This is a genomic window from Flavobacterium gyeonganense (assembly GCF_029625295.1).
GTDB classification, from domain to species: Bacteria; Bacteroidota; Bacteroidia; order Flavobacteriales; family Flavobacteriaceae; genus Flavobacterium; species Flavobacterium gyeonganense.
The window spans coordinates 1,443,314-1,466,882 of record NZ_CP121112.1 but is presented as its reverse complement, the minus strand read 5'-3'; the positions used below and the strand labels follow the sequence as shown (position 1 = coordinate 1,466,882).

Here is a 23,569-nt window from a genome sequence, read left to right as displayed (position 1 = left end):
TAAAATAATTACTTAAAAAGTATATCCAACGTTTACAAGGAAATTGCTTGGTGCTCCTGTAAAGTTTCGTTGATAGTTATAACCGCCAACCAAATATTTTTTGTCGAAAATGTTATTGAAATTAAGGCCAATCGTAAAACGATCTACTTTATAATATGCGGCAGTATTAAAGACAACATACGACGGAAGCTGTAGAGTTCTCACAAATGTTTCTCTTTTAGAAACCTGACTATGTCCAATTGCCAGTCCTAAACCTTTAATAACACCTTCATTAAAACTGTATTTTATCCAGCTGCCGCTGATGTGTTTTGGAGCATTTTCTTTAGTAAGTCCAACCTGATTATTGATATCACCTTTTACAGACTCAGTAATTATAGCATTGTTGTAAGCATAACTCAGATTAATGCTCAGGTTGTTATTTATTTTTCCAACGGCTTCAACTTCAAAACCTCTCGCACGTTCCTGACCTCTTTGTTCTAATAAATCAGGGTTTGTGGCGTCATTTGCACTAACCAGGATGTTATTTCTTGTAATTTGGTAAACAGCAGTTCCGATAAAAAGTTTTTTATTGAAGAACTCGCCTTTAGAACCTATTTCAAATAAGTTGCTGGTCATTGGGTCAAACGGTCCTCCAGCATTTATATTTCCGACGGTTGCAGCATTCTGATTTTCAAAACCAGTTGCGTATGTCCCATATGCATTTATGTTATCAGTAATGCTGTAGGTAAGTCCAACTTTTGGTAATAATGCTTTTTCAGTTTTTTTGCCGTCTGTAATTCCGGCAGAAGCATTTTCAGGAAACGTGTAAAACTCCTGTCTCAGACTTAATAATAACTGTAATCTTTTATATTTAATTAGATCCTGAACATAAAAACCGTTGGTATAATATTTACTGATATCATTTGTTGTAGATGTAAAATCATAAGTCTCAATAGGTCTGATAAAATAAGTTGGATCAGATAAATCAAAATTACTCACATTTCCGGATTCATTCTCAGCATCTCTTTGGTACTGGTTGATTTCTCCATTAATATAATCGTATCCTGCAACTGCCTGATGTTCCAGTTCTCCGGTATTAAATTTAGAAGAAAAATAAGTAGACAAATTGTTTCCGTGCTGAATCGTTTTTCGGTCATTAAAATACATAGCAATCAAAGTTGGTGTAATGTATCCGTTAAAGCCGTGCTCATTCAGTTCTTCGTCATATCGTACTTTTAAATAAGAAGCGTTGAATGTCAGGTATTTATTGATAACCTGACTGAATGATAAAGTTAACGCCAGTGTTTTGCTTCTTAAATAATCATTTGGCTGCGCGATGTTGAAGCCAATTGGTGTTGCAAAAAGATCTGTTGTACCCTGAACAATAGTTCTTCCTCTGTCCAGTTTTGTATCCAGGTTCGTATAAACCAAGTCTGCATTAAATCGTGTTCCTTCTTTAGGAATAAAGGAAACAGATGGCGCTATAACAATCGATTTATTACCAATCTGATCTCTGTAAGTATCGGCATTTTCATAACCCAGATTCAATCGGTACAATAAAGATTTATCTTCATTTACAGCTCCTGTAAAATCTGCTGTAGTTCTAAACGTATTGAAACTTCCAGTTGTAAACTGAATAGCCTGTCTGGTTTCATCCAATGGCTTTTTGGTAATCATGTTAATAGTTCCACCCGGACTCGAATTGGCAAAAACAGCCGATGCCGGTCCTTTTATGTATTCAACTCTTTCTATATTAACCAGTAAAGGACTTGTCCAGAAACTATTGACACCGCGCAATCCATTGATTAATCGGCCGTTGCTGTCATTGTTTCTAAACCCTCTGATCACGATATCATCATAAGTACTGAATTCATTGACACCCGCGACATTTTTTCCCACATCCTTCAGACGTAACGCTTGTTGATCCTGTATAAGTTCTTTGGTTACAAACGAAATGCTTTGAGGAACGTCAATAACCCTCATTTCTAATTTTGTGGCCGAAAAAGTGTTGTCATTTTTATAGGAAGATTTTTTTCTTCCGGTTACTTCAACCGATTGTAATTGATTTGTAGCTTCAATCAGGAAAACTTCATGAGCAATGGTAGTTTCATTTTCTTTTAGTTCAACAGAGATTTCCTGTGTTTCAAATCCCATTGCTGATACAACCAGTGTTGCATTACCGTTTTGAAGATTTTTTATAGTATATTCTCCATTTCTGTCTGTACTTGCAGACATAGAAGTACCTTTGATTTTTACATTTATAAAATCGGATGAATTTCCGTTTGAAATTTTCACTTTACCCGCGACACTCGCCGTTTGTGAAAATACAATTGTACTTAATAAGCCAAAAAAGATGCTTACGAATAGTTTGTTTTTCATTATTTGGAATTGTTAATTTTGTGCAAATGTAAATATTGTTTTTATTTATTCTAAATAATAATAAATTTTTAAATCTATTTATCCCGTCAGAATTTTAGAATCAGTGCTTAGGTATAGTTTTTGTTAATACAGGATGGTACAGGTCACTTTGATGATTTTTTAGTGTTATTTTTACACTTAATAAATTTTTGCTAACTTATTTTTGTATAATTCTTTGAAAATAAGCTAAATGCTATTTTAAATAATAAATTAATGAAACTAAAACACATAACTATTGCCTTTTTTGGACTCTTACTTTTGGGAAGCTGTAAATCTGCTTTGGAAAAAAAGACATGGAAAGAAGGAATTTTAGTAGATGAATTCATTTACGATAAAGCGCCTTATCCGTCCTGCCATTCCGTAACTATTGTGGAAGCGACGAATGGAGATTTAGTGTCAGCTTGGTTTGGTGGAAGTCACGAAAGACATCCGGATGTATGTATTTATTCAGCAATAAAACCAAAAGGAAGTGACAAATGGGGTGAACCTATTAAAGTAGCTGATGGCGTGATGCCAGATGGAACAAGATTTCCAACATGGAATCCTGTTTTGTACCAAATTCCGGGTGGCGATTTGATGTTGTTTTATAAAATCGGACCAAAACCATCTGAGTGGTGGGGTGTTTACAGAACTTCTTCTGATGGCGGAAAAACCTGGTCTGATAAGATAGATATGCCAAATAAAGATTTTCTGGGACCAATCAAAAACAAGCCGGTTTTATTGAGCAACGGAACAGTATTGCTTCCTTCAAGCACCGAAGGAAATGGCTGGCATTTGCGTATGGAATCAACTCCGGACTTCGGAAAAACCTGGGTTCTGGGTGATACCATTTCAAGAGGCAAGCAAAAAGTTAATGCGATTCAGCCAAGTATTTTGTTTCATAAAGACGGAAGCATTCAGGCTATTGGAAGAACTAAAAACAGAGCAATTTTCAGTACTTTTTCTAAAAACAACGGAAAAACCTGGTCGGAGTTAGAACTAATTGGTTTGCCAAACAACAACTCAGGAACCGATGCGGTAACATTGAAAAACGGAAAACATTTATTGGTTTACAACCACGTTTTGCCTCCGGGAAATGAAGCCAAAGGGCCAAGAACGCCTTTAAATCTTTCTATTTCAGACGACGGAATCAATTGGAATGCGACTTTGGTTTTAGAAGATTCAAAAATCAGTCAATATTCTTATCCATCGATAATTCAGAGTTCAGACGGAATGGTGCATATTGTGTATACCTGGAGAAGACAAAAACTGAAATACGTAAAAATTGATCCAAGCAAATTGGTAGCACTTCCAATCAAAAACGGAATCTGGCCAGGACAAGAAGGGGTTGAAGTAAAAGCGGTTAAAGCTGAAGAAGAATAAAATATTCGCAACGGATTATTAAAGAATTTTAATCTCCATAATCTGCTAAATCTGCGGGAAAAGTTACTCTCGCAGATTTAGCAGATTTAGCAATTTTTTTTAATCTGTATTAATAAAAAATAATAATTATGAAGTTAACTAATTTTAAAAGGAGCATATTTATTGCATTAGTTGTTATCTTATCAGGAACATTCGGTACAGTTTCTGCTCAATCATCAAAAAAGCAAAAATACAAAGTAGCGGTTTGCGACTGGATGATTTTAAAAAGACAAAAACTTGGTGCCTTCGGTTTGGCAAGCGAAATAAAAGCAGACGGAATAGAACTCGATATGGGCGGCTTGGGAAAAAGACCAACCTTTGACAGCAAATTAGGTGATCCAATCGAAAGACAAAAGTTTCTGGATAAATCCAAAGAAACAGGTGTTGGAATCAGCTCGATTGCCATGTCTGGATTCTATGCACAGTCATTCGCTAAAAGAGATTCAATCACACTGATGATTAACGATTGTGTGGCAACCATGAAAAACATGAAAGTGAAAGTTGCTTATCTGCCTTTGGGTACCGAAAGTGATTTGACAAAAAATCCGGAATTACGCCCGATTATTATCGAAAGATTGAAATGGGCAGGCAAACAAGTTGGTAAAATTGGAGGCGTAATTGCTATTGAAACTTCATTAAACGCTACTGATGAGAAAAAATTATTGGAAGAAATTGGCTGTAAACACATTAAAAGCTCTTTCAATTTTGCCAATGCCGTAGATAACGGAAGAGATATTGCAACAGAATTGAAGATTTTAGGCAAAAAACACCTAGCTCAGATTCATGCTTCGACAACAGATAACGTCTGGCTTGAAAATGACAAAAATGTAGATATGCCAAAAATCAAAAAAACGCTGGACGAAATGAAATGGAGTGGCTGGCTGATTGTAGAACGTTCGAGAGACGTAACACAAGTGCATAACGTAAAAGCCAATTACGGAGCTAACGTTGCTTACTTGAAGAAAATTTTTCAGAATTAAAATAAAAAAATCTGCTAAATCTGCAGAATCTGCGTGACAAAAATTAGCACGCAGATTTAAAAAGATTCAAGCAGATTCTTAACAGATTTTTTAATCTGTGACAAAAACAAATACGATTATAATTTGCGAAAATTTGCGCAATTTGTGGTCAAAAAAATAACAATACAATGAAATATCTAAGCTTACTTTTTTTAGGACTATATGTAACTTTTGCATCAGCCCAAAACATCACCATCGTTCGTGATGCCAAAGCACCAAGATCGCAATATGGAGCCGAAAAACTATCAGAAACCGCAACCGCAAAAGGATTTAAAATAACTTTTGCAGACAAAACGCCTAAAAAATCAAAAGACAAAGTAATCATCATTGGCGAAAAAGGAACTGATTTTTGGAATCAAAATACCAAAACCGCTAAAATCGACGACAGCCAATTAACCAAGAAAGAAGGCTTTCAAATCCGCACGCAAAAAAACATCATTTTCATTGAAGGAACCGACGCAACCGGAGCTTTATATGGCGCTTTGGAATTGGCAGACCGAATCAAAACTTCAGGTGAAATTCCGTCAGAAATCAATATTGAAGACAGTCCCGAAATGGTCTTGAGAGGATCTTGTATCGGAGTGCAAAAACCGGTTTATCTTCCGGGAAGAGACGTTTACGAATATCCATACACGCCCGAATCTTTCCCTTGGTTTTATGATAAAAAACTGTGGACAAAATACCTGGATATGATGGTCGACAACCGACTAAATTCCCTGTATTTATGGAATGGACATCCGTTTGCTTCATTGGTAAAACTAAAAGACTATCCGTTTGCTGTGGAAGTAAGTGAAGAAGATTTTAAAAAGAACGAAGAAATTTATAATTACCTGACTGTAGAAGCGAATAAAAGGGGAATCTGGGTCATTCAGATGTTTTATAATATTCTTGTTTCTAAGCCATTTGCTGAGCATTACAACATTAAAACACAGGATCGTTCACGTCCAATCACACCAGAAATTGCGGATTATACCAAAAAATCAATCACAGCTTTCATAGAAAAATATCCAAATGTTGGACTATTGGTATGTCTGGGAGAAGCTATCAATACCATCGATGACGACGTGGAATGGTTTACCAAAACGATTATTCCGGGCGTTCAGGACGGATTAAAAGCTTTAGGAAAAACACAGGAACCGCCAATTATCCTTCGTGCGCACGATACCGATGCGCCTTTGGTAATGGAAAAATCACTTCCGTTGTACAAAAACCTGTACACGATGCACAAATATAATGGCGAGTCATTGACGACTTATACGCCTGGGGGACCTTGGGGAGAAATCCACAAAAAGTTAAGCTCACTGAATTCCGTTCACATTTCAAACGTACATATTTTGGCAAACTTAGAACCATTTAGATACGGTTCACCTGACTTTATTCAGAAAACAGTTAAAGCGATGCACATGGCTCATGGTGCCAACGCCCTTCACTTATATCCGCAGGCATCCTATTGGGATTGGCCTTACACGGCTGATAAAACAAAAACTGGCGAGAGATTGCTCGAAATGGATCGCGATTGGATTTGGTACAAAGCCTGGGCAAGATATGCGTGGAATAGTAAAAGAGACAGAAACGAAGAAATTAAATATTGGAGTGAAGATTTAGCTGCTAAATACGGAACTGATTTAGAAGCAGCAAATAACATCCAAAAAGCCTACGATGAATCAGGAGAAATTGCTCCAAAAACATTAAGACGTTTCGGAATTACCGAAGGAAATCGTCAGACCTTATTATTAGGAATGTTCGAAAGTCAATTAGTCAATCCAGCCAAATGGAGAGTGTATCCGGGATTCCACGAATCGTGCGGACCGGTTGGCGAGTTGCTTTTGGAGTACGCCAAAAAAGAATGGAACAAAGAACCACACGTTGGGGAATTGCCAACGCAAATCATTGCCGAAATCACGCAACACGGAAAACTAGCCGTTGAAGCCATCGACAAAGCCGAGTCAAAAGTAACCAAAGACAAGGATGAATTCCTGCGTCTTAAAAACGATATGCACGCTTATAAAGCTTTCGCCGATTTCTTTTCGGAGAAAGTGAAAGCCGCGATTTTGGTCTTGCGTTACAGCTATTCCAATGAAATTTCCGATTTGGATAAAGCCCTTCCGCATCTTGAAGAGAGCATCAAACATTACGAATTATTGGTGAATCTAACCAAGGACCATTATTTGTACGCCAACAGTATGCAAACCGCGCAACGCCGAATCCCGATTGGCGGAGACGATGGAAACAACAAAACCTGGGCCGAATTATTGCCACATTACGAACGTGAATTGGCTAATTTCAAACGAAATCTGGGTCTTCTAAAATCATCAAAAGATGGTAAAGTGGTAACCAAAGAAAGCAAGCCATGGAAAACCGCTGAGGTAACTTTATTAAGTGAAACCAAAGGAACTTACCCAATCAAAAACGGAACAAAAGTGTACGGAACGCCAATTTCAGAACTGACAAAAATAGCACCGGAACTGCAAAACCTAAAAGGAATTGCTTTCGATGAAACATCGCAAAACGAAAACGGAACGCACCTGAAATTCAAAAATACCAAAGCGGTAAAACTTGTGGTAGGTTATTTCAATTCCGATCAGAAAAGATTTTTATTCCCGCCAAGTTTAGAAACTGATGCAGCCGGAAACGCCCACGGTCAGGCCGAAGTAATCCTGGCAAGCGCAATGAATTTGAAGGAATTGCCAAGAATCAACATTCACACCTACACCTTTCAACCGGGCGAAAACAAACTCGATTTGGGTAAAGGAAGAGTCTTGATTTTAGGCTTCATCGATGCCAATCAAACCATTACGACCCGTGATGTCGGCTACATCGACGAAGGCGAAAAAGGTGCGGTAGACTGGTTGTTTTATTAAGATAATGTGGGCGTGACCCTCCGTAAAAACTGCGGGTCGGGCTATCCGCTATATCTTTTGGGGCGAACCCCGCCCCAAAAGGATGTCGCTACTATCCCTCACGCAAACCCAGATTAAGTTAGACGATCCGGTTTCAAAAATAATAAGACTTAAATAACCTTAATATGACTTATATGGTTTAAAAATAATATGAAGAAAATAGTTTTTTTTATTTTTTGTTTTTTTGTAGGCGCTTGCTTTGTATGGAGTCAAAGCGGCAAGGGGCAGGCGAAGTTTCGTAAAGAAATTTCGCTGAATTCCTCATGGGAAACCATTGTTTTGAATCAGCTTACGGAAAAGGAAGAAACTTTTGTGCAAAATCCAAAAGTCAATGCACAATGGCAAAAAGTAAACGTACCCCACAACTGGGATCAGTATTACGGTTTTCTAAGGACCAAGCACGGCAATTTACACGGAACCGCCTGGTATCATAAAACACTGCAATTAGACAAAAAAGACAGTTCTAAAAGACTATTCCTTTTTTTGAAGGCGTAAGTTCATACGCAACCGTTTGGGTAAACGGCAAAAAAGTAGGAGAACACAAAGGCGGAAGAACGACTTTTACAGTCGATATTACAAATGCTGTTTCTTTCGAAAAAGCAAACAATATAATCGTCAAAGCATCACATCCATCCTTCATTGCCGATTTGCCTTGGGTTTGTGGAGGTTGTTCCGGAGAATGGGGATTCTCAGAAGGCTCACAGCCAATGGGGATCTTCAGACCTGTAACTTTAGTCGTTACGGATGAAGTTCGCATAGAACCTTTTGGCGTTCATATTTGGAATGACAAAGTAACTTCCAAAGAAAAAGCAATCCTGAACATTACTACAGAAATCAAAAACTACGGAACTTCAAACCGAAACCTAACTATCGAAAACACTCTTTTTGATAAAAACGGAAAGAAAGTGGTTAGTGTAAAAACCGATATCAAAAACACTTCAGGAGAAACAAAACAAATACCACAAACACTTCCAGAGATTGTAAATCCAAAATTATGGTCACCAGCCAATCCGTATTTATATGAACTGGTCACTACAGTTTTTGAAAACGGAAAAAAAATAGACGAATTAAAAACGCCATACGGAATCCGTTGGGTAAGCTGGCCGGTTAGTCGTGACGGAAAAGATAATCGTTTTTTTATCAACGACGAACCATTGTTTATCAACGGAACCTGCGAATACGAACACCTAATAGGAAACAGTCATTCGTTTTCGAAGGAGCAAATCCATTCCAGAATCGAACAGATTAAAGCGGGCGGTTTTAATGCTTTCCGCGAAGCGCACCAGCCTCATAATTTAGAATACCAAAAAGAGCTGGACGAAAACGGAATTCTGTTCTGGAGTCAGTTTTCGGCACATATTTGGTACGACACACCCGAATTCAAAGAGAATTTCAAAACCTTATTGCGCGAATGGATCAAAGAACGCCGAAACAATCCGTCGGTCGTAATGTGGGGATTGCAAAACGAAAGCACCATTCCGGCAGCATTTGCCGAAGAATGTACCAAAATCATCCGAGAAATGGATCCAATGTCGGCTTCACAACGCATCGTTACCACCTGTAACGGAGGCGAAGGAACCGATTGGAATGTAGTACAAAACTGGTCGGGAACCTATGGAGGCGATCCGTTTAATTACGATGTCGAAATGAGCAAGCAATTGCTAAACGGGGAGTATGGTGCCTGGCGGTCACACGACTTGCACACCGAAGGTGAATTCGATCAAAAAGGAATTTTGAGCGAAAATCGTTTCTCGCAATTAATGGAAATCAAAGTCCGCGAAGCCGAATCGGTAAAGGATAAAATTGCAGGACAATTCAACTGGCTTTTTGCTTCACATGAAAATCCGGGACGTTCGCAAAACGGGGAAGGTTTTAGGGACATAGATAAAGTTGGACCGGTAAATTACAAAGGACTTTTCAGTATTTGGGGAGAACCTTTGGATGCTTATTATATGTATCGCGCCAATTATGTTTCGAACAAAACAAACCCGATGGTATATATTGTTTCGCACACCTGGCCAAATCGTTGGGATACTCCCGGAATCAAAAACGGAATCGATGTTTATTCGAATTGTGATGAGGTAGAATTGTTCAATGATATCAATAAAGGATCACTCGGAAAACTAAAAAATCCGGGAATCGGACAGCATTTTCAGTTTAATAATGTCAATGTTCAATACAATGTTTTGTATGCTGTGGGTTATGTAAACGGAAAAGCCGTCGCCAAAGATTATATGGTTTTGAACACTTTGCCAAAAGCACCTAATTTCCAAGCATTAGAAACTCAAAAAGAAACACTTTTACAGCCTCAAAAAAACTACAATTACATTTACAGAGTCAATAGTGGAGGAAGCGAAATCACCGATTCTCTCGGAAATTTATGGCAGGCAGATGTTCATAAAAACGGAGAAAACACCTGGGGATCTTTGTCGTGGACAGATAATTTCAACCAATTGCCAGACTTTTATGCAAGCCAAAGAATCACTTTCGATCCAATTTCAGGAACAAAAGACTGGAAATTATTTCAAAGTTTTAGATACGGAATCGACAAATTGCGTTACGAATTTCCAGCTCCGGACGGAGAATACTTAGTAGAATTGTATTTCACAGAACCCTGGTACGGTACCGGAGGCGGACTGGATTGCAAAGGCTGGCGTTTGTTTGACGTAGCCATTAATGATAATGTAGTTTTGAAAGATTTGGATATCTGGAGTGAAGTCGGACACGATGCGGCGCTAAAGAAAACCTTCGTAGTAAAAAGCAAAAATGGTAAAATCACGATTTCTTTCCCAAATGTAAAAGCGAGTCAGGCTATCATTTCAGCTATTGCTATTGCCACCAAAGATAAGTCGGTAAAAGGAGCTTCGGCTTCACCACGAAATATTCAGAACGTTGCAAGTAATTCGGAGTCTAAAATCGGTTCTTGGCTGGATATCAATTCCAAACAATATTCAGATTCTGAAGTTGTTTTTGCGCAATTGCCCGCTGAAGTTTTCGGAGCCGATTATTTGCAGATTTCGTCAAAATTTTCAGGTTCTTTTATAACCAAAGAAGATTCTGAAATTTATCTGTTTAGCAAATCGAAAGATTCGATTTCAGGTTACAAAAAGTTGTCGGAAACGGCTAAAAATTCAGATAAAGTTGAATTTTCAGTTTTCCATAAAAAAGTAAAAAAAGGCGAAAAAGTATTTTTTGAAAATAGCACAATAGCGGTCGTTCCAACTTACGATATGGGCGAAAAAGACGATTCAAGACGGGTTGTACTTTTAGAAGCCGAGACCGCAAAAACAACCGGAACCGGAATCGAAAAAGGCAATTTCAAAAAAGCCGATTATATCGAATTTAAGGAGAAAACAAAAAACAGCATTCAGTTTGAAGTGAAACCAGGAGTGGCGGGAATTTACCTGATGCGTTTTCGATTTATGAATAGAAACGAAACACCTTTGAAAGTCAAATTCAAAATGGAAGACGCCTATGGAATCCTGATGCGAAATGACACTATTGAGTTTCCGTCTGCAACAGAAAAATGGAAAATTTTGAATACAACATCAGGCGGTTATATCAATGCAGGAACTTATAAAATCACGATAGAATCTGATGATATGAAGGGATTACTCCTTGATAATTTCGAATTTCAATAATCATCATTTTTGTCATTCCGACGAAGGAGGAATCTTCGTTAGAAGCTCGACAAAGATTGTTTTTTTTCTGTGCGGAGTTACTTGTGGAGATTCCTCCTTCGTCGGAATGACAAACGAGACGAAATTGGATTATAAAAAAATAAAGTTTATGAACATGTATAAAAACATTTTTCAAAAAATCGCAATAGCCTTAATAATACTGCTTTCAACAGCAAGTTTCGCACAAGGAAAAAAAGCCAGAATTGTCGAAGATTTCAACAAAAACTGGAACTTCAAATTGGGAGATTATCCAGAAGCGGTAAATGCTAATTTCAATGCTTCGGATTGGAGAACTCTGCAATTGCCTCACGACTGGAGTATTGAAGGAGCTTTCGATAAAGACAGTAAAACAAAACAGGCACAGGGATTTTTGCCGGCAGGAAAAGGCTGGTATCGTAAAACATTTACTGTTCCTGCGAATTGGAAAAACAAAACCGTTTCAGTTGAATTTGACGGTGTTTTCAAAAACAGCGAAGTATTTATAAATGGCCATTCTTTAGGGATGAGACCGAACGGTTATATTTCTTTTGCTTATGAATTATCACAATTTTTGAATTTCGGAAAGCAGAATGTCATTGCTGTAAAAGTTGATAACGATGCACAGCCCAATTCAAGATGGTACACCGGATCCGGAATTTACAGAAATGTGCGATTGGTGGCCAGCGAAAAACTGCACGTGGCAAAATGGGGAACGTATGTAACGACGCCCGAAGTTTCCAAAGACAAAGCAACCATTCATCTGGAAGTGGATATTGATAACGAAAATGCTTCCGAAAAAGAATTCAAACTCGTGACTTCTATCGTCAATGCTGACAATGTTGAAGTTGCGAATACTACTTCCATAGAAAAAATCGGAGCCAAAACATCGGCAAAAAAGATTCACAATCTGGCTTTGAATCAGCCAAAATTATGGAATACCGAAAATCCGTATCTGTACAAAGTCATAACCAAAATCTATGAGAAATCGAAACTAATCGACAATTACGAAACTCCACTTGGTTTCCGCTATTTTAATTTCGATTCTGAAAAAGGATTTTCGTTAAACGGTGTTCCTACTAAAATATTAGGTGTTTGCCTGCATCACGACAACGGTGCTTTGGGAGCAGTAGAAAATATTCATGCTCTTCGAAGAAAACTGACCTTGCTGAAAGAAATGGGGACTAACGCTATCCGAATGGCGCACAATCCGCACTCATTGGAAATGATGAAACTGTGTGACGAAATGGGGTTTATTGTTCAGGATGAGTTTACCGATGTGTGGAAAAAGAAAAAAGTAACCAACGATTATCACAAAGACTGGGATGCGTGGCATAAACAGGATCTGGAAGATTTCATCAAAAGAGACCGCAACTATCCGTCAGTGATGATGTGGAGTATCGGAAACGAAATCCGTGAACAATTTGACAGCACCGGAATTGCAATTACCAGGGAACTGGCTCAAATCGTAAAATCGCTGGATACGACCCGTCCCGTAACTTCGGCTTTGACCGAAAATGTAATCGAGAAAAATTTTATTTATCAGTCGGGTGCTTTGGATTTATTGGGATTCAATTACAAACATGAAGATTATAAAGATTTCCCAACCAAATTTAAAGGGCAGAAAATATTGGCTTCAGAAAGTGTTTCGGCTTTAGAAACCCGTGGACATTATGATTTTCCTGACGGAATTAAAGCGTGGCCAACCAAACACGGTGCTGCATTTGACGGAAATGCAGACTGGACGGTTTCGGCTTACGATCAGGTAAAATCTTATTGGGGTGCTACGCATGAAGAAAACTGGAAAACCATCAAAAAACAGGATTTCATGGCGGGAACTTTTATCTGGACAGGAGTCGATTATATTGGCGAACCCGATCCGTATCCTTATCCGGCGAGAAGTTCGTATTTCGGAATCATCGATTTGGCGGGACTTCCAAAAGATGTCTATTATATGTACCAAAGCGAATGGACGAAGAAACCTGTACTACACATTTTTCCGCATTGGAATTGGCAAAAAGATCAAGAAGTCGATGTTTGGGCGTATTACAACAATGCTGATGAAGTGGAATTGTTCCTCAACGGAAAATCATTGGGCAAAAAAGCCAAACAAAATGACGATCTGCACATATCCTGGCGCGTAAAATTCGAACCTGGAACGATAAAAGCCATTTCCAGAAAAGATGGAAAAGTAGTTTTGGAAAAAGAAATTCACACCGCCGGAGAAGCTTCAAAAATAGATTTGAAAACCGATAAAACCGCCATCAAAAATGATACTTACGATTTGGTTTATGTAACAGTTTCAATCGTTGATAAAGACGGAAATCTTTTGCCAAATGCTAATGACCTAATCAATTTTGAAGTTACAGGCGGAGGAAAATTAGTGGGTGTTGATAACGGCTATCAGGCGAACCTGGATTCTTTTAAAGCGAATTCTTGTAAATTGTTTAATGGTAAATGCATTGCCATCATTCAGTCGAACGGAAAGAAAGAAAAGATTCAGTTAAAAGCTTCTACAGGAAATGGAATTACTGGCTCAGCGATAGAAATAAAAGTAGATTAAGTGTTTCAGGAAAATAATTTTGTATTTTTGAATAAAATATGATGCCATGGATTTGCAAACTAGAAAAATTGAATTTGTACAGGAGTTCCTAAAACTTCAAAGCGAAGAATTAGTTTCTCAGTTCGAAAATTTGCTAAAAAGTAAGATGCAAAAAAATACAAAACCTATGTCTGTTGCTGAATTAAATTCACGAATCGACCAGTCAGAAAATGACTTTAAGAATGGTAAATTCAAGACCAGTGAAGAGCTTTTATCAAAGTATAAATAATGGCTTTTAAAATAATCTGGTCGGATTTTGCAGAAACTGAATTAGACAAAATTTTTGAGTATTATATTGAAAATGCAAGTTTACAAGTCGCAAAAAATGTAATTGAGAAAATCATTCTGGAACCAAATAAAATCCTTTCGCATCCTGAGATTACCCAAGTAGAAGAATTATTGCTTGACAGAGAAAATGAATATCGATACTTAATCTGCGAGAATTATAAAATCATTTACACCATCGATTCCAAACAAAAACAAATAATGATTGCCGATGTTTTTGATACCAGGCAGAATCCGGCAAAAATTAAAAGAACAAAATAAATATCCAAAATAATTCTAAGGTTGTCTTAAAGGGCAGCCTTTTTTATTGAAAATATTTTGGGTGTAATTTTTATTTTTGGGCATAACCACAAGGGTCGGGCTGTCCATTATATCTTTTCTTTTCCTAAAGAAGGAAAAGAAAAGGATGCCATTTCCATCGCTTATGCGGGAGTTGGTTTAAGAAGAGATTTTTTGGGTGTTTTCAGGTTTGTAATTTGTAATAAAATTTGGATTATATTCGTAAATAAAACTAATAAATGTTTGAAGAAAATTAGGACTTTAGAACCTTAATAATAAGATATTAGTTTGTCTATAAATTGAGTAAATTTTATAAATATTGAAAAAATGTATACACTTGAAGATATTGAATTAGCATATAATAAACTTAAAACTTACATATATTATGACAATGCGGAATTATTATTAAGGCAAAAATTAGTTGAATTTGAAACTGATACAAAGAAAGATTCTGACTTTCATATCAATTGGGGAATTTCAGAGCCTTATTCAAATAAAAAGGATTTATTAAAAAATATTTTTAATGTTAAAGAAAAAACGATTGAATCAAATTTAAAAATTAAATTCGACAGAATACTTGACGAGTTGAATAATTTTAATGAAGAAAATCAATTTATAAAATATCTTTATAAATCAATTGATGCATCTTTCTTTCCTAAAAAATTTAAATCAAATAAAAACAATATTGATGAAAATTTTATTACAAATAAAAAAACAGAAGAAAAATATTTATTAGAAAAAATAACTGCCTTTATTGATGTTCCAATAGAAATTCATTTATTTTCAGTTATGTGGATAATTAAAAGTGGATATAAATTTGATTCGGAGTTATTAGATGTTTGCAAAGGAAATAGATTACTTTTAAATAAAGAAAAAACTGGAGTAATAAAAAGTTCAACTCTTTTTAAACCTTATTTTAGTCAATACCAACAATGGAGAGATGAATCTGTTTCAACTGCCCAAGACTTATTAAAGAACAATAAAAATGCACTTTTTATTAATCTTGATATAAAAGATTATTACCACTCGACTAGAATTGATTTGAATTTATATTTTTCAAATAAGGATAATGACAGTGTAAATATTATTTTGAAGACAGTACATCAAATATATTCAAATAAATTAGCGAAATATCAATTACCAAAAGACTTTTCGTCTGAATTAGATGAAAAATCAATTTTGCCAATCGGACTACTTTCATCGTATGTTATTGCTAATCACTATCTAAATGATTTTGATAAAGTAATGTGTAAGAAATATAAACCTGCTTATTACGGGAGGTATGTTGATGATATATTAATTGTCTTTTCAGAACCAAATGACAAAGAGGATACTAATTCAATATATCAAGATTATAAGTTTGATTATGATAACTATAATAAAAAAATTAAAGAGGAATTTAATTTTGATATACAATATAGTGATAATAGTTTAACAACAGTTGAAAAGTATTTATTGCAAAATTTATATCCTATTTTAAAAATTATTCCTGAAAATGATTCACGAATAATAAAAATTGACAAATATGATTCCCTGTACTGTCAACCCGACAAAACGCTCATGTATTATTTTTATTCGGAAGAGTCAGATTTAGTAATAGATAAACTCAAACAAGAATTAAATTATAGGTCAAGTGAATTTCGTGATTTACCTGATGATAATGAGAATTTAGGAGAATTTGATAAAAATGCATTTTATTTAAATTACACTGATTCTGAAGGTAAAATTAGAACATTAAAAGATTATAAGGAAAATAGATATGGTCTTACAGTTTATCTAACAAATAAAATATTAGGCGCAATTAAGCATAAGAAGAATGTTTCAGATGATGAAATAATTAAACTTTTAAAAGTTTTTAAAGGTCAGAATTGCATAGAGTTTTATAAAATTTGGGAAAAAATTTTTACTTATTTGATGGTAAATGATAAGCCAAAAGAATATGTGGATTTCTATTTCGATTGTATTGAGGAAATTTTAAAAATAGGAAAAGATGAATCAACTTTTTTGAAAACAAAAGTTAAATACATTTCTATCATAGATTCGCTTATTAATTATTTAGATAATGCACATGAATTAGTACTTTCATTAAATCCTAAATTTATCAGTAAGGATAAAAAAATATTCAAAAACTTCGAATATAGAACCAATGCTATCGAGGCAGAATATTTGTACTCTTTTTTTAGTGAAATTACTAGAAGTAATTCTCCTTGGGCATTGAGATATAGAAAAACAAATATGATGAGACATCATTATGTTTCAATTCCGTTGCTTAATTACACAAAAGAAAGTTATGAGGGGGAAATAAATTTAATAAATTATAATTTCAAGATAGAAAACTATACCATTGATGAATATTTAATTGAAAATTCACCTAGACCGCTGAAATTTTGGGAATGTACAATTTCTCAACTTTTTACTGATTTAAAAGAAAAAAGTTTACAAATATCAGCGGGTAATTTGAAAACAAATATTGCTGACTTAAGTATTGACCAAGAAAATGAAGATGAAATACATTTTCTAGATACCGCTTTTGAAAGATTTAAATTGGGGAATATTAAACATAAGTTAAAAGATATATTTGAGGATTCGATTGATTCATATAAAAATAAATTTTTTGAATTTTCTTCTGGAGACCAAGATGAGTTGATTTCAATTAAAACGAATTCAAATCTTAAAAATAAACTATCAAAACCTAAAGTGTCTGTTGCAAATACATTTGTAAATGACAAAAATATATTAGATGCATTAAGAAATAGACCAAATATATCAAATGAAAGATATCAAGATTTAGTTGATTTTCTAAAATCAACAAGAAAAAACAATTCAGATATTGTTGTTTTTCCTGAATTCTTTATCCCAATTGAAATATTATCTAGCTTAGTTCGGTACTCTGAAAAAAATGAAAGTTTATTAATTACGGGATTAGAGCATATAACTGTTAATAATATTGCCTTCAATTTTGTTGTAACAATTATGCCGATTAATATTGATGGTTATAAAGATGCAACGGTTGTATTTAGATTAAAAAATCATTATGCTCCACATGAAGAAGATGTAATAATTGGAAATCATTGCTTAATTCCTCAAACACAATATTCTAGATATCATATTTTTAATTGGAAAAATATTTATTTTTCAGTTTTCTATTGTTTTGAACTTGCGAATATTGCTCATAGAAGTTTAATTAAGAATAAAATAGATTTATTAGTCGCTGTTGAATATAATAAAGATTTAAACTATTTTTCTAATTTAGTAGAATCTGTTTCTAGAGATTTACATTGCTATGTTATCCAAGTAAATTCAAGTCATTATGGAGATACTAGGATTTCACAACCAACTGAAACATATAAAAAAGATATTGTGAAGTTGAAAGGGGGAGAGAATAATGTAACAGTCATAGGTACCATTGAAATAGATAAATTAAGAGAATTTCAAAGAAAAAAATATAATCTAACAAAAGACGATAAAAGTTTTAAAGTTTTACCTCCTGATTTTAATCCATTGAATGTTATTGATCGGATAAAAAATAAACAAAGTTAATTTGAAACCACTTGAAGTAAACCTTCAATCTGTTTCTTTGCAACGAGTGTCTATTTACTTTTTAAGAGTAAAATAAGTGTTTGTAATGCATAATTCTACTCATGGTTTAATTTTTTAACTTTGTTGCATTACTAATAATTACTCTGGTTTAAAGTTCACTCCCCTCAGTCATATCTATAGTTTTTGGATGCAGGCTAACCAGTTGTAAAATGATGGCACTCAAAACTACAAATAACAGCAGTACAAAAACGTGTCTCATTCCGCCATTATCAGCGGCTTTTCCTAAAAACTCGGTGATAACAGCTCCGGCTGAAATACCTACGAAATTCATAATTCCATATCCGGTAGCACGGTAGCGAGGCGCAACAAACTGACAAAGAATAGGCATATTGTTGGTGTCGTATATTCCAAATCCAAGTCCAAAAAGGATAGCGCCAAAAATAATAGCTGCTGTGTCACAGCAGTAGCCAAATAAAAACAATGCCGGAATGGTAAGAAACAATCCAATAGCGCTGGTGTAAATTCTTCCTTTAAGATGTTTCATCACCCATCTGTCTGAAATAGCACCGCCAATTAAAACACCAAAAAAAGAAGACATCGAAATGGTAACCGTTGCAATGGGGCCCGCCAGAGCCATGTCTAAATGTAACGTTTCAGTAAATAAGGTCGGTAACCAGTTTTTGGCCGCCCAGCCCGGTAAACTTGGTGAAGCGAAATAAAAGAGTAAAACCCAAAAGGAAATATTACCAAATAATATTCCCAATCCCTTGAACATCTGCCTGAATTCAGAGATTGTAGATGACTTTTTTGTGGAATCAAAAAAGTACGTTTTCTTTTCCTGTAGAAAAAAGATCAGTACTAAACTGTAAAGTACACCGAGTAAACCTACGGAGTGAAAGCTGAAATGCCAGGAAAAATGCTTAGAAATAGTGGCTCCAAAACCACCCAGCGCCTGCCCTAAATAAATTCCGGTAGTATGAATTGCAATCGCAAAAGAGCGCGTTTTTTCCTGATGGTAATCTGCAATTAAGGATAATGCGGCCGGAATATAAAAAGCTTCACTAAACCCCATAATGCCACGCAAAATGTAAATCTGATTGAAAGTTGTGGCATAACCCATCGCCATAGTAACCCCGGACCAGATAAAAAGACTTCCAATAATGATTCTTTTTCGGTTAAACCGATCCGCTATAATTCCGGAAACAGGGCTCATAAGCGCATATATCCAAAGGAAAATAGCCATTAAAAGACCAAAATTTTCAGCTTTGGCCAATTCAGGAATGTCATCCATCATGGCTGACTTCATAGTCGAAAGCATTTGTCGGTCTAAATAATTCAATAACGCTACAAACCACAACAAGCCAACCACAATCCATGGATAGGATTTTTTTTCATTCAATTTTGCAATCATTCTTCTTTTTCAAAATAATGTGGCGAATATACAAATTCAAACGCAGAGGAAAGAATTGTTTTGCTATCTAACTTAGATGTAATGTGTGCCTTGATAAACTATAGAAATGAGTAGATGTTGTTACAATATTTACAAGGAAACTGTTATATTCGTATTGATAATCAGATTAATGTAATTCAAAAAAGCTTATGACACCTAATGACAAACAAAATGAACGTGTAGCCCAAATGACATTTGCTTCGGTTTATCCGCATTATGTAACTAAAGTGGAGAAAAAAGGCAGAACCATAGCCGAATTGCATCAGGTCATCGAATGGTTGACGGGATATGACGAAAAGAAATTACAAGAACTGATTGATCAAAAAATAACCTTTAAAGACTTTTTTGAAAAAGCCAGTCTCAATCCTAATGCTTCGCTCATTACGGGTGTAATCTGCGGGTACCGCATTGAGGAAATCGAGAATTCGTTGATGCGTCAGGTACGTTACTTAGATAAATTGGTAGATGAACTGGCTATAGGCAAAAAAATGGAAAAGATTTTGCGGATTTAGCAGGTTTTGTCATAAAAGTAAATAAATATAATTTTTATATTATTCAAAATAATCTTTCCTGGAACAGCACACAGCAGGACACTTACTCCCTATAAATTCATTTATTTAGAATTTCTTAATAAATGAAGTACAATGGAAAGAGTTTTTGCGGAGTATCTTATCGAAACCCCTTATGAGGTAGAACGGGCAGCGGCAGTTTTGGCGGGTGAACAGTCATCAGGAACCTTTGTGTCTGTTCCGGGAGAAACCGAAGAATTGAAAAAACGTTTTGCCGCAAGGGTAGAGGATATTCAATTATTGGATTTGGCAGATGAGCCATCCATTCCGGGAGGAAGTATTCCGGGAAAAAAATACCAGAAAGCAAGGGTAAAAGTAAGCTGGTCGATAGAAAACTTTGGTTATAATCTGCCGGTTCTGATTAGTACTTTACAGGGGAATCTATACGAAATCACACAATTTACAGGTTTAAAACTAATGGATTTTGAAGTGCCGGATTCTTTCGCAACTCATTTCAAAGGACCAAAATTCGGAATCAAAGGTTCTAAATTATCCTGTGGCGTAACCGACAGACCAATGATTGGAACCATTATAAAACCAAGCATCGGGATGAGTGTTGATGAAACGGTCTCTTTAGTAAAATCGCTTATTGATGCCGGAATCGATTTCATTAAAGACGATGAACTGATGGGATCGGCAGCCAATTCTTTTTTTGATGACCGTGTAAAAGGCATCATGAAAGTTATTCGCGATAACGAACAAAAAACAGGTAAAAAAGTAATGTATGCGTTCAATATCAGTGATGAAATTGACGAAATGCAGCGTAAATACGATTTGATTCATCAGGAAAGAGGAAGCTGTGCGATGGTCAGTATCAACAGTGTAGGCTTGGCGGGAACAAAGAAAATCTGTGATCAGGGCGAACTCGTCATTCACGGTCACAGAAACGGCTGGGGAATGCTGAACCGTCATCCTTTGTTGGGAATTGAATTTCCGGCCTATCAAAAAATTCAGCGTCTGGCAGGAGTCGATCAGCTCCACGTCAACGGAATCCAGAATAAATTTTGGGAATCGGATGATTCGGTGGTGACGTCGATAAAATCCTGTTTGAAACCCTTTTTAGGAGGATACGAAATATTGCCTGTAGTGTCTTCGGGACAATGGGGCGGACAAGCCGTAGAAACTTACCGAAGAACCCAAACTACCGATTTGCTATACATGGCAGGAGGCGGAATTTTGGCACACCCAATGGGACCAAAAGCCGGAGTAAATGCCTTACAGCAAGCCTGGAAAGGAGCTGTTGATGGGTTGTCTGTAGAAGAAACGGCAATAAAATATCCTGAATTTGCCGAATCGGTAAAGAAATTTTCTAAATAATGAGCCAAAAAGAAAAATTGCTATTGGCTTATTATGGTGACGATTTTACAGGCTCGACTGATGCCCTGGAATTTCTGACGCTGGCCGGAGTAAAAACAGTACTCTTTCTGCAACAACCGAATCAAAAAGACATAGATCGTTTTCCGGGAATTCAGGCGATTGGTCTGGCCGGAAAGAGCAGGTCGATGTTACCGTCGGAAATGGAAACAGAACTTTATACTGCCTTTGAAAATCTGAAAATTTTTGCCCCCAATCATTTTCATTATAAAGTCTGTTCCACTTTCGATTCTGCACCACACGTCGGCAACATCGGAAAAGCAATCGAAATCGGGAGTGAAGTTTTCAATCAAAAAACCGTTTTGGTTTCGCCATCGGCACCACATCTGGGGCGTTTTTGTGTGTTCGGAAATCTTTTTGCCCGAATGGGAACTATCGGAAACGGTGAAATTTACCGTATCGACCGACATCCATCCATGAGCAAACATCCCGTTACACCTGCTTTAGAAGGCGATTTGACTTTGCATCTGGCAAAACAAACGGATAAATCCATCAATCTTGTCAATTTAACCACAATCGAAAAAGGAACTTCTGAAGTTCTGGAAGCGGTTGAAAATAACCAGGCCGAAATTCTGTTTTTTGACGGTTTCAATCAGGAGCATCTCAAAACAATAGGAATTGTTTTCAATCAACTGGCAAACAAAAAAACATTGTTTTCAGTAGGTTCATCCGGAATCGAAATGGCTTTGGGATTGGCTTGGAAGGATAAAAAAATCATAGGAAAAGAAATAGTATTTGAATCCCCGGGAGAAGTTTCGCCCATACTCGTTTTATCGGGGAGTTGTTCGCCAGTTACTTCTAAACAAATTGAATATGCATTAGAAAATGGATTTTTAGAAATTCCATTAGAAAGCAAAGCAGTTGATAGTCAGTATCAGCAACAAATTATAGAAGAAACGGTTTCGCAAATTATAGCCAATTTCAAGAATGGTAAAAGTACAATTCTGCATACCAGTACTGGTTCAGAAGACCCGCGTATTGCTGAAACAGAGTCTTATTTTAAGTCAAAAGGCATTAAAGAAAATGAGATTCAGAAACAATGCAGTGCCCTTTACGGAAGTGTTTTGGGTAGAATCACCAAAGAAGTTTTAAAGGCAGATCCGCTAAAAAGAATTCTTTTTTCCGGAGGTGATACGTCAAGTTACGCAGCATCCGAACTGGATATTCTGGCATTGGAAATGATAGCGCCAATTGCTCCGGGAGCTCCGCTTTGCAAGGCAGTTTCAGACAATGAATTGGTTAATGGAATAGAAATGAATTTTAAAGGCGGACAGGTAGGTACCGCCGATTATTTTATAAAAGTATTAAAAGGAGAAAAATTATGAGCGCAAAAACGTTAGGTTTTGTACATACATCGGCAACTTTAGTTCCGTTGTTTCAGCAGTTAAGCAATGAATTTTTAAATGGGGCGGAAACCTTCAATATAGTTGATGACAGCCTGATAAAAGATGTAATTAAAAAAGGAAAATTAATGCCCAATACGGCTGCAAGGGTGGTAAGTCACGTTAAGCTTGCAGAATCTGCTGGTGCTGATGTAATTTTAGTAACCTGCTCATCGATTGGTGTAGCGATTGAAACTGCTGCGACTTTGAGTACCGTTCCGGTGATTCGCGTAGATCAGGCAATGGCCGATGAAGCGGTACAGATCAGCAATAAAATTGGCGTGATTGCCACTTTACCAACAACACTTGAACCAACCAGCGATCTGGTGAGAAGAAGAGCCGAATTGGCAGGAAAAGATGTAACGATTTCATCCAAATTATGCGAAGGTGCTTTTGAAGCTTTAATGAGCGGAGACGCCCCAAAACATGACGAAATGGTTGCCAAAGCCCTGAAAGAATTAATGAAAGAAGTAGATGTAATTGTTTTGGCACAAGCTTCAATGGCAAGAGTTGTCGACGGTTTAAGTGCCGAAGAAAAACTAGTGCCGATTTTGGCAAGCCCAGCTATTGCCATGAAAAAATTGGCAGAGCTTTATTTCTAACCAAAAAAATCACCATATAAGTTATATAAGTTCATTTAAGCTAAACGTAAAAAGGTAACAACTTATATTGACTTATATAACTTATATAGTTTAAAATAAAAGATTTAAAAAAA

15 protein-coding genes and 1 pseudogene are annotated in these 23,569 nt (G+C 36.1%); 14 read left to right on the top strand and 2 right to left on the bottom strand.

Annotated features, from left to right (window positions below; genetic code table 11):
• Positions 1–12 precede the first annotated feature (12 nt).
• The gene (locus P5P89_RS06445; protein ID WP_278011217.1) at positions 13–2,358 is read right to left on the bottom strand and encodes a TonB-dependent receptor; all 2,346 of its coding nucleotides are present in this window, start codon (positions 2,356–2,358) and stop codon (positions 13–15) included.
• 252 nt (positions 2,359–2,610) lie between these two features.
• On the opposite strand from P5P89_RS06445, the gene P5P89_RS06440 reads away from it, so the two are divergent.
• The 10 genes and pseudogenes from P5P89_RS06440 (at position 2,611) to P5P89_RS06400 (ending at position 18,079) form a co-directional block, all read left to right on the top strand.
• On the top strand, positions 2,611–3,759 hold the full coding sequence (locus tag P5P89_RS06440) for a sialidase family protein (RefSeq protein ID WP_278011216.1): 1,149 nt from the start codon (positions 2,611–2,613) through the stop codon (positions 3,757–3,759).
• A gap of 128 nt (positions 3,760–3,887) precedes the next feature.
• Positions 3,888–4,778, top strand: coding sequence for a sugar phosphate isomerase/epimerase family protein (locus P5P89_RS06435; RefSeq protein WP_278011215.1), 891 nt, complete (start codon positions 3,888–3,890; stop codon positions 4,776–4,778).
• Positions 4,779–4,945: 167 nt separating this feature from the next.
• Positions 4,946–7,678 carry an alpha-d-galacturonidase gene (locus P5P89_RS06430; protein ID WP_278011214.1) on the top strand — a complete coding sequence of 911 codons (2,733 nt, stop codon included), beginning with the start codon at positions 4,946–4,948 and terminating at the stop codon, positions 7,676–7,678.
• Between the two features lie 189 nt (positions 7,679–7,867).
• On the top strand, positions 7,868–8,212 hold the full coding sequence (locus P5P89_RS06425; protein WP_278011213.1) for a hypothetical protein: 345 nt from the start codon (positions 7,868–7,870) through the stop codon (positions 8,210–8,212).
• A pseudogene (locus tag P5P89_RS21845) lies at positions 8,191–8,280 on the top strand (hypothetical protein); the annotation flags it as partial. The gene P5P89_RS06425 and the pseudogene P5P89_RS21845, both read left to right, overlap by 22 nt.
• Before the next feature lie 84 nt (positions 8,281–8,364).
• Entirely contained in the window at positions 8,365–11,358 is a 2,994-nt protein-coding gene (locus P5P89_RS06420) for a malectin domain-containing carbohydrate-binding protein (RefSeq protein ID WP_479724214.1), read from the top strand.
• A gap of 148 nt (positions 11,359–11,506) precedes the next feature.
• Positions 11,507–13,936, top strand: coding sequence for a glycoside hydrolase family 2 TIM barrel-domain containing protein (locus tag P5P89_RS06415; RefSeq protein WP_379679751.1), 2,430 nt, complete (start codon positions 11,507–11,509; stop codon positions 13,934–13,936).
• 46 nt (positions 13,937–13,982) lie between these two features.
• Complete coding sequence (locus P5P89_RS06410) at positions 13,983–14,204, top strand: hypothetical protein (protein WP_031455573.1); 222 nt, start codon at positions 13,983–13,985, stop codon at positions 14,202–14,204.
• Positions 14,204–14,521 carry a type II toxin-antitoxin system RelE/ParE family toxin gene (locus P5P89_RS06405; RefSeq protein ID WP_031455574.1) on the top strand — a complete coding sequence of 106 codons (318 nt, stop codon included), beginning with the start codon at positions 14,204–14,206 and terminating at the stop codon, positions 14,519–14,521. Before P5P89_RS06410 ends, P5P89_RS06405 begins: the two co-directional genes overlap by 1 nt.
• Before the next feature lie 345 nt (positions 14,522–14,866).
• The gene (locus P5P89_RS06400; RefSeq protein ID WP_278011211.1) at positions 14,867–18,079 is read left to right on the top strand and encodes a reverse transcriptase domain-containing protein; all 3,213 of its coding nucleotides are present in this window, start codon (positions 14,867–14,869) and stop codon (positions 18,077–18,079) included.
• 148 nt (positions 18,080–18,227) lie between these two features.
• Here the strand turns inward: P5P89_RS06400 and P5P89_RS06395 are convergent, their stop codons facing one another.
• Positions 18,228–19,490: an MFS transporter gene (locus P5P89_RS06395; protein ID WP_278011210.1), complete on the bottom strand. Its 1,263-nt coding sequence runs from the start codon at positions 19,488–19,490 to the stop codon at positions 18,228–18,230.
• Positions 19,491–19,678: 188 nt separating this feature from the next.
• On the opposite strand from P5P89_RS06395, the gene P5P89_RS06390 reads away from it, so the two are divergent.
• The 4 genes from P5P89_RS06390 (at position 19,679) to P5P89_RS06375 (ending at position 23,456) form a co-directional block, all read left to right on the top strand.
• The gene (locus P5P89_RS06390) at positions 19,679–20,041 is read left to right on the top strand and encodes a DUF2200 domain-containing protein (protein ID WP_278011209.1); all 363 of its coding nucleotides are present in this window, start codon (positions 19,679–19,681) and stop codon (positions 20,039–20,041) included.
• Between the two features lie 132 nt (positions 20,042–20,173).
• Positions 20,174–21,415, top strand: a complete 1,242-nt coding sequence (locus tag P5P89_RS06385) for a ribulose-bisphosphate carboxylase large subunit family protein (protein ID WP_278011208.1) — start codon at positions 20,174–20,176, stop codon at positions 21,413–21,415.
• Positions 21,415–22,797 (top strand): four-carbon acid sugar kinase family protein, encoded by a 1,383-nt coding sequence (locus P5P89_RS06380; RefSeq protein WP_278011207.1) that lies wholly within the window; start codon positions 21,415–21,417, stop codon positions 22,795–22,797. The genes P5P89_RS06385 and P5P89_RS06380 overlap by 1 nt, the downstream gene beginning before the upstream one ends.
• Positions 22,794–23,456 carry an aspartate/glutamate racemase family protein gene (locus P5P89_RS06375; protein WP_223680261.1) on the top strand — a complete coding sequence of 221 codons (663 nt, stop codon included), beginning with the start codon at positions 22,794–22,796 and terminating at the stop codon, positions 23,454–23,456. The genes P5P89_RS06380 and P5P89_RS06375 overlap by 4 nt, the downstream gene beginning before the upstream one ends.
• Positions 23,457–23,569: the final 113 nt, after the last annotated feature.

Coding starts and splice junctions, on each gene's coding strand:
- P5P89_RS06385 (WP_278011208.1), top strand. CDS start 20,174: ATGGAAAGAGTTTTTGCGGAGTATCTTATCGAAACCCCTTATGAGGTA.
- P5P89_RS06425 (WP_278011213.1), top strand. CDS start 7,868: ATGAAGAAAATAGTTTTTTTTATTTTTTGTTTTTTTGTAGGCGCTTGC.
- P5P89_RS06445 (WP_278011217.1), bottom strand. CDS start 2,358: ATGAAAAACAAACTATTCGTAAGCATCTTTTTTGGCTTATTAAGTACA.
- P5P89_RS06405 (WP_031455574.1), top strand. CDS start 14,204: ATGGCTTTTAAAATAATCTGGTCGGATTTTGCAGAAACTGAATTAGAC.
- P5P89_RS06390 (WP_278011209.1), top strand. CDS start 19,679: ATGACACCTAATGACAAACAAAATGAACGTGTAGCCCAAATGACATTT.
- P5P89_RS06430 (WP_278011214.1), top strand. CDS start 4,946: ATGAAATATCTAAGCTTACTTTTTTTAGGACTATATGTAACTTTTGCA.
- P5P89_RS06440 (WP_278011216.1), top strand. CDS start 2,611: ATGAAACTAAAACACATAACTATTGCCTTTTTTGGACTCTTACTTTTG.
- P5P89_RS06395 (WP_278011210.1), bottom strand. CDS start 19,490: ATGATTGCAAAATTGAATGAAAAAAAATCCTATCCATGGATTGTGGTT.
- P5P89_RS06435 (WP_278011215.1), top strand. CDS start 3,888: ATGAAGTTAACTAATTTTAAAAGGAGCATATTTATTGCATTAGTTGTT.
- P5P89_RS06415 (WP_379679751.1), top strand. CDS start 11,507: ATGAACATGTATAAAAACATTTTTCAAAAAATCGCAATAGCCTTAATA.
- P5P89_RS06410 (WP_031455573.1), top strand. CDS start 13,983: ATGGATTTGCAAACTAGAAAAATTGAATTTGTACAGGAGTTCCTAAAA.
- P5P89_RS06375 (WP_223680261.1), top strand. CDS start 22,794: ATGAGCGCAAAAACGTTAGGTTTTGTACATACATCGGCAACTTTAGTT.
- P5P89_RS06380 (WP_278011207.1), top strand. CDS start 21,415: ATGAGCCAAAAAGAAAAATTGCTATTGGCTTATTATGGTGACGATTTT.
- P5P89_RS06400 (WP_278011211.1), top strand. CDS start 14,867: ATGTATACACTTGAAGATATTGAATTAGCATATAATAAACTTAAAACT.